The organism is Peribacillus sp. SIMBA_075 (genome assembly GCF_046534585.1).
The window spans coordinates 1-14,190 of sequence record NZ_JAWRYN010000012.1 but is presented as its reverse complement, the minus strand read 5'-3'; the positions used below and the strand labels follow the sequence as shown (position 1 = coordinate 14,190).

At 37.9% G+C, this 14,190-nt stretch carries 9 protein-coding genes and 3 pseudogenes; 2 read left to right on the top strand and 10 right to left on the bottom strand.

Annotation, left to right across the window (positions count from 1 at the left end):
• Positions 1-15 precede the first annotated feature (15 nt).
• Complete coding sequence (locus SB775_RS11430; RefSeq protein WP_061465959.1) at positions 16-318, bottom strand: urease subunit gamma; 303 nt, start codon at positions 316-318, stop codon at positions 16-18.
• A 751-nt stretch (positions 319-1,069) separates the two neighbouring features.
• Between SB775_RS11430 and SB775_RS11425 the strand changes: the two genes are divergently transcribed.
• Positions 1,070-2,014 carry an urea transporter gene (locus SB775_RS11425; RefSeq protein WP_410861664.1) on the top strand — a complete coding sequence of 315 codons (945 nt, stop codon included), beginning with the start codon at positions 1,070-1,072 and terminating at the stop codon, positions 2,012-2,014.
• Between the two features lie 437 nt (positions 2,015-2,451).
• Here SB775_RS11425 and SB775_RS11420 read toward each other — a convergent pair whose 3' ends face one another.
• A complete protein-coding gene (locus tag SB775_RS11420; RefSeq protein WP_410861663.1) occupies positions 2,452-2,868 on the bottom strand; it encodes a hypothetical protein in 417 nt (138 codons plus the stop codon).
• A gap of 742 nt (positions 2,869-3,610) precedes the next feature.
• On the opposite strand from SB775_RS11420, the gene SB775_RS11415 reads away from it, so the two are divergent.
• Complete coding sequence (locus tag SB775_RS11415) at positions 3,611-4,801, top strand: MFS transporter (RefSeq protein WP_410861662.1); 1,191 nt, start codon at positions 3,611-3,613, stop codon at positions 4,799-4,801.
• Between the two features lie 233 nt (positions 4,802-5,034).
• On the opposite strand, the gene SB775_RS11410 is transcribed toward SB775_RS11415, so the two are convergent.
• The 8 genes and pseudogenes from SB775_RS11410 to SB775_RS11375 all read right to left on the bottom strand — a co-directional run.
• On the bottom strand, positions 5,035-6,306 hold the full coding sequence (locus tag SB775_RS11410) for an MFS transporter (protein ID WP_410861661.1): 1,272 nt from the start codon (positions 6,304-6,306) through the stop codon (positions 5,035-5,037).
• 11 nt (positions 6,307-6,317) lie between these two features.
• A pseudogene (locus tag SB775_RS11405) lies at positions 6,318-6,971 on the bottom strand (ArsR/SmtB family transcription factor).
• A gap of 844 nt (positions 6,972-7,815) precedes the next feature.
• On the bottom strand, positions 7,816-8,076 hold the full coding sequence (locus SB775_RS11400; protein ID WP_061461634.1) for a hypothetical protein: 261 nt from the start codon (positions 8,074-8,076) through the stop codon (positions 7,816-7,818).
• A 304-nt stretch (positions 8,077-8,380) separates the two neighbouring features.
• Positions 8,381-9,916: a histidine ammonia-lyase gene (gene hutH / locus SB775_RS11395; RefSeq protein ID WP_410861660.1), complete on the bottom strand. Its 1,536-nt coding sequence runs from the start codon at positions 9,914-9,916 to the stop codon at positions 8,381-8,383.
• 130 nt (positions 9,917-10,046) lie between these two features.
• Positions 10,047-11,411, bottom strand: coding sequence for an MFS transporter (locus tag SB775_RS11390; RefSeq protein WP_252434178.1), 1,365 nt, complete (start codon positions 11,409-11,411; stop codon positions 10,047-10,049).
• A 173-nt stretch (positions 11,412-11,584) separates the two neighbouring features.
• Complete coding sequence (locus tag SB775_RS11385; protein WP_410861659.1) at positions 11,585-13,081, bottom strand: helix-turn-helix domain-containing protein; 1,497 nt, start codon at positions 13,079-13,081, stop codon at positions 11,585-11,587.
• 107 nt (positions 13,082-13,188) lie between these two features.
• Positions 13,189-13,454 (bottom strand): annotated as a pseudogene (locus SB775_RS11380) (IS6 family transposase); the annotation flags it as partial.
• 440 nt (positions 13,455-13,894) lie between these two features.
• A pseudogene (locus SB775_RS11375) lies at positions 13,895-14,190 on the bottom strand (IS110 family transposase); the annotation flags it as partial.

The following is a 14,190-nucleotide window of genomic DNA, read 5'->3' as shown; positions in this document are numbered from 1 at the left end:
CCTCCTTGTCGATTCTTATCTGATTGGATTATGAACCGTTACTAGTTTCGTTCCATCAGGAAAAGTAGCTTCTACTTGAATATCGTGGATCATCTCTGGAATACCCTCCATAACATCTTCGCGCGATAAAATCATTGCACCATATTCCATCAATTGTGCAACTGTTCTTCCATCCCTTGCCCCTTCTAACACTTCATAAGTGATAAGTGCTACGGCTTCTGGATGATTTAATTTTAATCCTCTTTCTTTTCGTCGCTTAGCAAGATCAGCTGCCACTACAATCATGAGCTTATCTATTTCACGCGGTAATAATTGCATCTTAAAGCCTCCCCATTTTTAAAATGACTAAGTATAGCGAAGATTCCATCAATTCCCGAGACCTTTCTCCCAAACCCATTGGGGGATTAGTTGAACCAATTGGGACGTATGAACTGTTTATCCCCCTCCAAATCTCGCCTGGCTCCTCAAAGATATAACGTAGACATTACACCCTGTTATCTGAGATAAACGGAAAATCCCTGTTTATATGGCCTGCTTTTTTACTAATGGAGAATCAAATATTCATCAATCGCGTTACCTGAATTATCTGAAATCAAATGATGAGAAATACCATTAACCCCCATAACGATGTTGGAATTAACCTTATTTTTTATTTTATTGACAAAAAAATTCAGGTTTTACAATAAAATGAAGGATTGATTCCCCTGAAATATTAATATATCATAATATACATATATATCAAATTATATATGATTTTATGTATTTAATAGTTAAGTGAATGGACTTTGTAAGGAGGAATTCAAGAAATACTAAAGGATTATATTCAAAGGAGGGAGAACTCTTTCAGGAACAAAAGGACTTGCAAAAATCCCCAATAAAAAAAGTAAACTCGAAAAAATGATTATCTTACATTTTTCGTTTAGGTTATTACATTGCACTTCTGCTGAACTTAAACTCTTGATGCATGATTAACAAGTTATGTGTCAGAGGATATTTTTTAAAACTGTAGAAAATGAAATGATTGTATCTGAACCTATTTTTTTAATATCTTAATTGAGGGGTTAGTATTATGCAAAAAGACAAACGTACTTCATTGACCGATGGAATGTTTCTTTCTTTAATGAAGTCATCACTGAAAGGAATCTCTCAAGTCATATTGATTGAGAATGCTGTTACTGGTTTCATAATTCTAATGGCGATCACGATTTACTCTTATCATTTAGGGATTATTACTCTATCTTCCGCTATCATAGGAACGCTAATCGGAAAACTGGGAGGTGCTAATGAAAACAGTGTGAATTCAGGTTTATACGGATATAACTCCGTGTTAACAGGCATTGCACTAACATTGTTTTTAACTGGACCGTCTCAGTGGTTTATCGCTTTAGTTGGAGCTGCTTTAGCCGCAATCCTTTCCGCAGCAATGATGCATTTCATGAGAAACACAGGGATTCCCATCCTTACATTCCCTTTTATCATTCTGACCTGGTTTATGTTGCTTGTATCTTACAAGTTAAAGGCTTTCCAGTTAAGTCCGGGACTAGTTCCTCAAGACCTATCACACTGGACCTTAAACATCTCTGGAAAGGTTAATTGGCTGGAAGGGAGTTTTAATGGGATAGGGCAAATTTTTTTTCTAGATAGTACCTTAGCTGGCATTCTGTTATTTATTGGCGTATTTTGGGCCGGATGGAAATATGGCCTTTTTTCCATTTTAGGTAATGCTTTTGCATTACTCATATCATTCGTACTTGGAGGGGAACACTCGTTAATTATCATGGGTCTTTATGGCTACAATGCGATTTTAACCAGCATTGCCGTATCTATAGTTTTTAAAGAGAACCATAATCGATTTGCGCCTATATCAGGGATTATCGCAGCTTGTGTGACAGTACCCTTATCGGCAAGTGTTGCTACCTGGCTTTTACCCTATGGACTCCCAGCCCTGACAATGCCTTTCGTTCTTAGTACCTGGCTTTTCCTAGGCGCGAGAAAAGTCCTTCCTAGGTTGTAACAAATTAGACTTTTGAGAATGGAGCATGAGGCATTACTTCCAAAGACCGCTACCTTTGAACATTAAGTATCCATCGGGAAACCTTATTAAGTGGTTCTCATGTTATGGCTTGATCAATAAAGAAAATAAAAATCGCTCCTTTAGTTATCTTGTTGTGATGACTTACATTTACTAATTCGCATTCCCTAACGCATCGTCAATTGCCTTGTAGCCATTGTTTAGATAAGGTTTTCAAATGAACTTAATTTTCGATTCATTGAATTAGCTGATAGTTCAATTAGAAAAAGACTGGCGCTGCCCCCCCTGTTGTAATGCACCTGTTAGCGAAATAAGGGAAGCGATTTAGGAACACGGTTAATAAAGAAGATGAAACTCTACCAATTATATTAATAAGAAATAGAGCAAGCTCAAATTCTTCTTGCTCTCTTCTTAAGCTATTATTCTATAACAAATCTATCTGTGTGTACTTTTTTATCTTTTTCCCAAGTAACAGAAGCTTTATAGGTATTTTCTTTTTTTGGTGCATCCCCTAAATAAAATGACTCATAATAAAAAGGATGTAATTTAGTTTCTGTTCCATCTTCCGCTCTTCCTTCTTTAAAACTTGTAAGAGTTGTTAGAGTTTTATCATTCTCTAATAGCGCGATTTCTTTGACAACAACTTTGTCATCATTAAGTTGTTTAATCGAGGCATCCCAGCCAGTTGGTTCACTTGGATCTCTATTTTCTTTATAACTCACTTTCCACATATCGTTATCCGATTTCCCAGAAATAGATCCAGTGGAGTTATACCAATAAATACCTAACAAAATTACTAATAGCGGTATAAAGAAAACTAAATAACCTTTTTTCATTGTATTCTCTCCAAGTTAAAATTTACTTACGCGATATTTTACCCAATGAGTACTAATATTTACGAAATTTTTAAGGCAATTTCTTGCTTGTGACACTCGAAGGTGATGATCATCAACTCCATTGATTAGGGTATTAAGTAATATAAATTTACATATCCAATTTTTTTTACTTATCACGCAAACTAATAATGAAAGAATCTCTTCGAAAAGGCATCACATAATTCCGATGCTTTTTTAACTCCATTCGTTTTAAAATCCAAAAATAACTCTTCCTTCTTATTATACGTCTAAGCATCGATATCCTTGTTGAACTCCCTCAGATAGAAAAAGGTGCTCCCAAGAAGCCTGAATATCTTTAACATGATAGGCAGAAAACTAGTTTTTTTACTTATTTCTATTGTAAAATGCTTCTTAATTCTCCACACAATGACCGTTCAGATACACCACTTAAGATAAAGGCTTTCCGTTCTTTCAAAAACCTAACCTTCCTAAAAACCCCAATTCCCCCTGTATTATACTGTACATATGCGTACTTATAAACTGAATCCCTAAAATATCCAAAACCTCATTTACTTTTGGTACGGCTCTCCGTAATTTATCTCATAACGTTATTTAATTTTTATAGAAGTAATCAACGATAACTAAGCAAGGGTTTTCCTCGTGAAAATGTTTTATGGTATGATAATTAGATTGTTTATCTACCCTGTGACACATTTACATTCATCTAAGAAAAGAGGTATTTATGCACGCTACAAAATTATCCAAGCGACATTGGTTACTCATCTTAACACTTACTTTATTAACATTTGTTCTCGGGACAAGCGAATTTGTTATCATCGGGATCTTAACCGATATTTCCTCGAGTCTCCATATTACAAATGCAAAAGCAGGCACACTCGTTTCTGCGTTTGCGATTACGTTTGCCATTGCCACACCACTCGTAATGTCGGCAACAAGCCATTTTCCAAAGCGTAAATGGATGTTGTTTTTGATAGGTTCGTTCATCATCCTGAATGCTTTGTGCGTGATTTCGACAAGCTACATCATGCTCCTTGCACTTCGGATGATGACTGCGATTGTAACAGGAGTTTTAATTTCTCTTGCCATGATTGTTGCAAGTGAAGCCATGCCGATCGCAAAACGTGGACTTGCTATATCATTCGTTTTCGGTGGTTTTACTCTTGCAAACGTGATTGGAGTACCAATAGGCACGGTCATCGCCGAAATGTACGACTGGAATGCAACCTTCCTGTTAACGACTTTTCTCGGTGGAATTGCATTTTTGGCATCTTTCTTCATTTTGCCTACTATGCACAGCCCATTTCGCAGTTCGATGCGCGAGCAATTTTCTTTGTTAACACACCCACGAATCTTAATGGCTTTTTTCATTCCATCTCTTGGATTTGGGGCTACGTATGCCGTTTATACGTATCTTGTTCCGATCCTGAAAGTAATGGAAGCACCAAGTAGTTCAATCAGTTTGATTTTGTTTTGCTATGGATTCATTTCCATTTTCAGCAACATACTCGCTGGTAAAATTGCCAGCTACAATGCTATCGGGCGCCTCCGGTTTGTTTTCCTCGTGCAAGCAATTGTTCTGATCAGTTTATATTGGACGACAAATAATTTTATCTTTGGATTGTTTAACATTGGCTTGATGTCATTAATGGCCATCCTTTTAACAACATCTACCCAGCTTTATTTGATAGACCTTGCCGGTATTTATCAACCAAAAGCTACAGGACTAGCTGCTTCACTGATGCCGGTAGCAAGCAATGTCGGTATCGCCTTTGGTTCCGCATTAGGCGGAATTGTTTACCATCAGGGAAATTTGATGAGTGTGTCATTGGTCGGTGGGCTAATTGCTATCTGTGCAAGTCTTCTCACTTTCCTAAGTTATCGCTTAGACCAAAAACAAAAGAAAGCAGCTTAACCTTGGGAATGGAATTTCACCATCTGGGATTCAATTGCTTCATTCTTTTGCCAGTCGTTTCATCGAAATGACGTCTCTGTCGAATAAATTAAATGAGGGACACTGACTGTGTCAGCACCCCCATACGACTGCCTGTCGCACAAAAAGCTGCCATAAAGACAGCTCCGATTTTAAGCTAGCGCACCTGTTAGTTTCAAGAAAAAAAACTGATTTCGTAGTGAAATTGGTTTTTTTTATTTTTTACTTCCTCGAGACCAGATAACCACTGGAATCAATAATATAGATAATAACCCTCCAATAAATGATAATGTTGTATAACTTGAACCCGCCACAATCATTCCAGATAAGGCTCCACCAGAAGCTCCTGATAATGCAATTAAAACATCCACTGTACCTTGAGTTTTAGCCCGAGTTGAAGTTTCAGTTGAATCAACAATAAGAGCAGTCCCACTTATTAAACCAAAATTCCATCCTAATCCAAGTAAAGAAAGAGCAATTACTAGGAGAATCATAGAATCACCTGGTGCAATCGCTGATATTAAACCTGCCAGAAGCAACGTAGCTCCAGAGGCAATAGCCATAGCAGTACGACCAAACTTATCAACAAGGACACCTGTAACCAGTGAAGGGAGATACATTGCCCCTATATGAAAACCAATAACAAGACCTATTTCACCCAAGTTATGTCCATGATGTCTCATATGAACTGGTGTCATTGTCATAATAGCCACCATTACGATTTGAGTAAGAACCATAATTGTCGCACCAACAATAATACCTCTTTTGTTTGCTCTTTGTTCAGTATCAGCCGAATGTTCTATTCGATCACTATCTTGGTTGGAAGCTTCTATCGTTCTTGCGATAACTAATGGGTCTGGGCGAAGCATGACGAAAAGTACAAGACCTGCCAGGATAAATGCTGCTGCTGATAAAATGAAAGGACCAGCAAGTGATGGAATGCCAATAGATGTAGCAAAATCCCCCATTACATTCACTAAATTCGGACCTGCAACTGCACCAAATGTTGTAAACACCATTGTAATACTAATAGCAGTAGCTCGTTGTTTATTGCTCGCTAAGTCCGTACCAGCGTAACGAGCTTGTAAATTTGTCGCTGTTCCTGCACCATAAATAAGCAGGGAAGCAAATAAAAGGAAAATACTATTTATTATAGCTGCAGTTATGACTCCTATTGCTCCAAGTCCACCTATCATAAAACCTGCTGTTAGACCTGTACGACGACCGTAACGTTGAGAAAGTCTCCCTACGATTAAAGCAGCCCCTGCAGACCCTAGAGTAAATAAACCCGAAGGAAGTCCAGCAAATGCATCAGTGCCAAGCATTTGTTGTGCAAGAAGTGCCCCCACCGTAATTCCAGCTGCTAACCCAGCACCACCAAAAATTTGTGAAATACTTATAATAATTAATGTGCGTTTGTATAACATTTTTTGTTTTTCTTGAGAATCTACATAACTCTGGTTCAATTGATATGCTTTATTAGACATTTGTTAATACCTCATTTATCATTCTGTAATTTCCAATCATGTACACCTTCCTCTAGACGAAATGCATTAAAACATTTGGATCTTAAAAGTTCAACAGCTTCCACTGACATTAAACAGTAACAACCACGGCAATAAGCAATCACATCACAATTGGTTGGTAAAGTTGAGAGTTTCTCGCTTAACTCTTCATTTGGCATAGAAACTGCACCAGGAATATGAGCTTCTTCATACTCCTCCAAAGGTCTTACATCCAACAAAATAGCTTCACCTTTATCCATCCGATCTTTAAGTTCTGAAAGTGAAACCCCATCCGTGCCAGGATTGACATTTAAGAACTCTTGCTTAATTTGTTGAACCTGTACAAACTATTTTTCTCCTAATGTATGCAAGGAAGTTAAAAAATCCGATATGGCTGCATCTGCTAGTTCGTAAATGACGTAGTTCCCTTTCTTCTGAAACTTAACCAATCTAGAATTAGCAAGTGTTTGTAAATGTTGAGCTACATTCGCCACAGACATATTAGTAGCTTTAGATAATGCCTCCACCGACTTTGGACCATGAGATAAAATATCAAGAATTTCCAACCGTTTTGGACTAGAAAGACTTTTACCTATTCTTGCGAACTCTTGATACAATAAATCTTTTAAATATCGATCATCAAACATGTAAAATCACCATCTATCTATTCAAGTGTTTTATTGTATACTTGAATATTAATCAAAACTATAAGAATTGTAAAACAATTCCTTAACTCCAACCATTTGTTAAAAGTTCCCCTTTTGTACTTAGTATGGCACTAAACCATATAAATGGGCATATAAAACAGTCAGTTTTCATGTGAAAAAGACTGCTGAGTCATCTCCAGACCATTATCGCACAATACGAATACACTAATCTTGTTGAACGAACCTTCCCCTTTAGTTCTATAAGAAAAGGAGCTGTTTCCAGCCCCAAATAGAAGTAATGCACCCTTTTCGATTAATTATGTGCTTGTAATATCAGAAAGTTAACTAGCTATTTCCTTTTAAAGCTGTTAATTAAGAAATGAATAATGCCAACAATCAGAAAGATATAACCAATTGCTAAAAATAGTCTCTTCCTGCTAGATAAAGAATTGCTATACTGTATTTTTTCAATCTAAATTCTCCTCAAAAAATATTGTTCGCCTGGCGCTAATTGTCTCCCTAACTTCCGTTGTATAAAAAATCCTTTAATTATTTCAATACAAATAACAATATACGGCTATATTCATTACTACATTTTATAAGAAAGAATTTTTCTTCAGAATCTTAATTTACAATTTTCAACATTAATTAATCATTCATTATATTTCATTTTGTATTTCCTTATTCAACTATCCTGCCCCGTTAGTGCCATAAGAAAAAGGCTGCCTCAGCAACCTTTCTAATTGAAGTAAAGCCCCGTTAGTTCGAAAAGCGATTCTTATTAAAGAATCGCGCCCTATTACTAAAGATTAATATATATATATAAGTATTAAGTAAATATAACTTACTTTGTTAAATTAATCTTTATATCATTACCAACTTCAAGCAAGCAGTCTTGACGGTCTTTAACCAGAGCAAAAATCATTACATATTCGTCATCTTCACCTGCTCCTTCAGCCTTACTAAAAATGGGTTCAACTTTTTCACCAGCTGATTTTAAAAATACACCAGATTTTTCATACTCAACACTATAACCATGCTCTTTATCATGTTTCCTTGCATTAAGGAGTTTATGTTCCAGTTTGCTTAATACTTTGTATTTCATCCCACTCTCATTTGTTAGGAGTTTCGTGTCAGATCCAGTAACAACAATTCTTGTTTCTAATGGTGAAAACTCTACCCTTTTAATCTAGTATGTTTTATTTTCTAAATTGAATTCCTTATTTATTTTTACTGTTTCTCTTTCTAGGATTGCCGTTTGATCAAGCTAAACCGAGTGGCCATATTTTTTTTACTTTACGAGTCTCGTGGTCATCATATATTGTTAAATTTTTTTATTTCCAAACGAATATCTGTCCTTCATATTCTTTTATTGATTCAAACTGCAACTTTAGCTATGAATCATATCTTTAAAATTGCAAAGGACCGATTTTTGCTTCTACATGCTTTACAATTTCTGCCGTATGAACCAGTTCCGCAGCTGTACGCATGTCTTTGTATAAAATTCTGTCCTGCTCAAGGCGAGGCACATATTTTCTAAACAAATCGCAGGCTGCAGTCGTTCCTGTTCCAGGCTGTAACGGCTGAAGGAATTCGATCCCCTGGCAGCTGCACATCCATTCGATCCCAATCACTTTTTCAGTATTGGCGATTACTTTCAGTGCCTTTAAAGCTGCAGATGTCCCCATGCTTACATGATCTTCCTGTCCCCCTGTTGTCGGAATGGAATCCACAGACGACGGATGTGAATAAACCTTATTGTTAGAAACCAATGACGCCGCGACATATTGCGGAATCATATAGCCAGAGTTAAGCCCACTTTGCTCGATCAAATACGGGGGCAGCTCGCTATACTGAGGCGACACGAGTCTAAAAATCCTTCGTTCAGAAATATTGGCCAATTCAGATAGAGAGATTGCCAGAAAGTCCATGGCTAAGGCTATCGCTTCTCCATGACAATTGGAAGAGGATATCGCTCTTGCACCCTCTGGATCATCAAACACCAACGGATTATCTGAGGCTGAATTCATTTCTCTCTCCACAATCGTCCGAACGTAATCAACAGCGTCTTTACAAGCTCCATGCACTTGTGGAATGGACCTAATACTAAGAGCATCTTGTGTGCGGTAATCTTTAAATTTTTCCGTGATCTCACTGTTTTTTATCAGCTTATGAATATTATCAGTTGTCTTTTTTTGTCCAGGATGACGTTTTACTTTACTAATTTTGGGATCAAAGGCATAGTATGTTCCTTTCAGCGCCTCAAAACTGATTATCGAAACAATGTCTGCAGCCTTAAGAACATTAATGGCATCATAAACGGCCAGAGCGCCAATTGCAGTCATATCTACCGTGCCATTAATCAAAGAAAGCCCTTCCTTTTCGTGCAGTTCGATTGGGGTGATTCCTGCCTTCTTCAAAGCTGTCTCGCCATCTGTTAGTACGCCCTGATAATAGGCCTCACCCATCCCCAAAAGTACCAAACTGATTTGTGCTTGATGATTTAAGTATCCTAAGGAACCTTCTCGAGGGACGAATGGTATGACATCTTTATTCACCATCTCTGCTAATCTCTCTACCGTTTCAAGTCTTATTCCAGAATAACCAAGGGATAAATTTTTGATCATCATCACCATAATTGCCCTTACTATTTCCTTCTCCAACGGATCCCCCATACCGCAAGCATGACTCATAATTATATTTTTTTGCAATTCTCTCGAATCAGAGGCTGAAATTTTTATTTTTGAATTCTCTCCTACTCCGGTCGTAATTCCGTATATGACTCGCTCTTCCTCGACAAAACGCTCGACTATATCCCTTCCTTGGCTAATCCTTTTCTTTACACTCATAGACAGCTCCAAAGGTGCATGATGCCTTGCTACTGAAATCAAATCCCCGATACTAAAATCATCTTCAGTTATCATTACTTTTTCTTGTGTTTTCATAATAAGCTCATCTCCTATATTGTGCAGCTTGACAAAACATTAGCTTTTATAATGTTTAAGCCTTTGGATTAGTAAAATTTCGCAACGAGACCTCTCTTTCGAGAATTGGAGAGGTATTCCTTTTTTCATGTCAATTAATCTTCTTATGGTTCAAGGGGTTTAAGTTTGAATTACTTGCTTCATTAAAAGGATTACTTGCCTCGCTTAAAGAGAGTGACTTTGTCTCCGGTGCCCAGGCAATCGAAATGATAGTACCAATTAACAGAATAGCCGTCATTCCAATCATCGAGGCATCCAACCCTATAGTGTTCATACTAAGGGGCAGGAGGAATGTCCCGATAGCAGAACCAATTCGGCTGAACGCTGTCACAAAACCAACCCCAGATGCGCGAATTTCGGTTGGGAAAAGTTCGGCCGGATATGTTAGCGTAAGGTTTGAATTTGCTGATAATATAAAAGTAAAAGCCAGAAAAATCGGGATTACTAAAAGTTTAGGTTCGTGAAAAATGCTAAGCATAAGCAAGCAGACTGTCAGGATTGCAAACGTACTAATCGTGAAACCTCTGCGAGAAAATTTCTCCATAAGCCAAAGACCAGCAATCGAACCCAAGATTAGGAATATGTTTAACCACAAGTCTACAGTGAAGTTTTCTGCTAAACCCATACTATTTAAGATAGACGGTAGGAATGTGTAGATGGCAAAGTACGGAATGACAATACAGACATAAAATAGACTTCCAAAAGCTGTTCGCTTCCGGAATTTTTTGTTAAAAAGAGCACGAAAGCCATTTTTATTTTGAGTCTCAATAACAGTTTCGTCGATTTCCGCATTAGGCCCGATATACTTCTTTACGATATGGCGTGCTTCATCAATACGTCCCATGCTGATGAGCCATTGTGGGGATTCAGGTGTTCCTATTCGCAGTATCAGCACAATGAATGCAGGGATTGCAGCACTAGCAAGCATCCAACGCCATGATTCCGGACCAGCTTGACCTAAATAATATCCGACAATGGTTGCAGAGACGTAACCTACCGTCCAGAGCACATTTAGAGAAGCCAGTAAGAATCCCCTATACTTTCTAGGCGCGAACTCGGCAAGTAAAGTCGATCCGACTGCATAATCGCCTCCGAGAGCAAAACCTATCAGTAAACGCAAAATTAACAACTCTACGGGCCCATCCACAAATAGTTGCAGCAACGAAGCTATAGTGACCAATAAGAAGTTAAGCAGGTATATTTTCTGTCTGCCTATGCGGTCAGATAACCCTCCAAGTACTAGACTACCGAAAAAGAGCCCGACCAAAGCAGAACTTCCAATTAGTCCTACCCACATCGAATTGAGTTCCATTTGGGGGCTAAGGAGAGTAAGAGCCACTCCAATAATCCCAAGAGCATACCCATCAGAGAAATTAGAGCCAAAAGTAAGCGCTGTAATTTTCATATGGAACTTGTTAAGTGGAGCGTCATCCATCTTAAATTTTTGTTCGGTCATAAGCGTCTTTCCCCTTTTCAATATTTGATTTTTGGGACACTTCCTACTTCTCTAGTTTAGAGAAGGAAAGCGATTGAAAACAGACGTCTATTTTTTGAATTTTTCTAATTTTTTTCGAATTTAAAGTGTAATGTAAAACGCTTACATTTGAAAACTATAATTATTTTAGATTTCTATACTTTTTTACGATTTCTAAATGAACGAGGGGTTGTACCGGTTTTTTCCTTGAAAATTTTGCTAAAGTAATTTGCATTTATAAATCCTGTTTTATCTGCTACATCTTGAATCGAGAGTTTTGTATCTATCAATAGACGCTGCGCTTCGTTTATCCGTGTCTTTGTTAATAGCTGTCGGAACGAGCTTCCTTGTTTTTTTGTTAAGAGCGAGCTAAAATACGCTGGGCTTCTGTTTACTTGGTTCGCAACGTCCTCAAGCCTTAGCGTAGGGTTAGTAAAATTCTCCTCAATGTACCGGATGGCCTGCTCAATCACATTTGTACGAGCGTTTTCTTGATTGTTATTTGCCCGATCAAGAACTTCATATAAGAACAGCAATAACTCCTGGACGATCCGATATAGAATCGGATTGTATAGGATGGATTCAAATACTTGATGATAACGTCTCTCAAGCATCCCTTCGTCAAGATAAAATGACTTCATGAAGCGTCGGACTTGGGCTAATAAGCTTGTTAACCGGGTTCGCAATAAACCTGGCTCGGGATAGGGATCTGCCTTATTCAAAAATTCTTTATACATCCACTGCTTAATTTTGTCCCTGTCACCTTCGTTCAGCATGTCAATCCATTCGCGCTGTTCAGACGGGGTTAAAAACGGATCGATCATAACCCAGTTCACCTTATCCTCAATGACCGAAAGCTGCCGATATCCTTTGAAAAAACGAATTTCTAGCGCTTGCTTCGCATGAAGATATTTTTCATTTAACGAAAGCAACGGGTCATTAGTATCATATAAAACTAGTGACATGGGCTCCGAAAACTGCTCTTCCCATTCGGTTAGAATCCGATTGCCTATGTGCTTTAATTGTTTGAGTGGCTGCGGCTGCTGGTTATCGAATGAAAAAACAGAAACGATCATGTCGCTTAGCGGCAATACAACCGGTCGATTTTTAAATGGATATTCTTGTAAAAAAGATAGCAGTATAGGTTGTTTCTTCGAATTTTCCAACTGCATCAGCATTAATCGGAAATTGGCGCCTAACGTTTCTTGATGCACGAATAGAGAACTGTAAGATACGGAAGGAACCTCAATTTGAGCCGATGGCTCTTGTTTCTCCTCAGTTTTTGAAACGGCCTTGCAGCACTGGGTTAATACTCGTTTGATATGGTCAGGCGACTGAGGTTTTACCCATAGGTCATAGGCATGAAGCTCGATGCCTTGAAGCGCACGTTCAAATGTGGCTTCAGCCGTCATGACGATGACTTTTTGTATGTACCGTTTTGTCAGCTCCTTAAAGCTGTCCCACGTATCCTTTGGAATCATATCGAGTTCAATGCAAACAACATCTGGTACTTCGGTCTCTATTAGATGAAATACCTCAGATACTGAGCCTGCTAATAGAATGTGATCAAATGGAATCGAAAACGAAGAAACTAGCCAGCCAATCCCTGTTCGTTCATTTTGATCGCGATCAGCAATTAACAATTTAACCATACAGGTACTCCCTTATGATAGATTTTTTCTGATTAATTATCTCTAAACCAAGCTTATTTTCATCACTACAGCGTCTATCCGATTAAGGATTCTGGTGCAAAAACTGATTATGAAGCAATTTCAAACATCTTATGTATGAATTTTACATCTTTTTTGACAGATTTCACATGCTGGTGAAGTTGTCCTTTTTTCATCGTATGCATCGCTTTAATACCACTCAATATAGAAGTGGGTGTTCCATACGACTTGAATCCTAACATTAACGCACACGCTTCTTAATGAAACGATGATCTAGTTCAAAGTTCAACTATATGTTAATATACCGTATTTGACTGATTTTGACGCCTTCAGGTATCATCTTGTCCTCTTTTAACTATTCAACTAAACTCCCTCAATAAAGAAAGCAAAACCTCTCGATATCTCCGTTTTTCTTAGATTTTCATAGTAGTTTACCTGCCGGTAACTACTTAATGTTGGGTGAAAATCACTTGAATGGATAAAATTAGACCTTTTAAAAAAAGAATTATAGCCCACTAACCAACAACTTACAAAATTGGTGAATGAGTTAAATTATGATCACACTGGTGGATGTCCACATTTCTCAAGGAGGTCAACCCTCCCATGCCTCCCAGAGTCTTCGCTCTCAAATTCCTTCGTCCAACCTTTCCTTGAGGTGGATGTCAGCCATGCTGCCCCACAGGGTCCTTGCCCGTAATTTAGTTGCTTTGCCGACTAATCCGTGCTTCAAATGATACCCAAATATACATAACCAAGAAAACTCGCCTCTACTATTTTATCTAATCTAAAACTGAATCAAGCTGCTAGTTCCACCTTCTTTGATACTCGCATATGAGGAATATCCTTTAACATCTTTTCTTCATTAAATTCAAATTGCTTTTTACCCATGCTAAAGAAAATACGGATCAGTTTATTACATAAAGCAATAAGGGACTGCATCTTCTTTAATGGATTATCTGGACGTTGAGTATAGTAGGCATGTAATGCCTTAAATGCTGAATTTTTGGCGACCAGAATCATACAAACCCTGAATAACAGGGCTCGCAGCTTTTTCCGTCCCCTCTTGGTGATGGTTGTTTTCCCCTTATGCT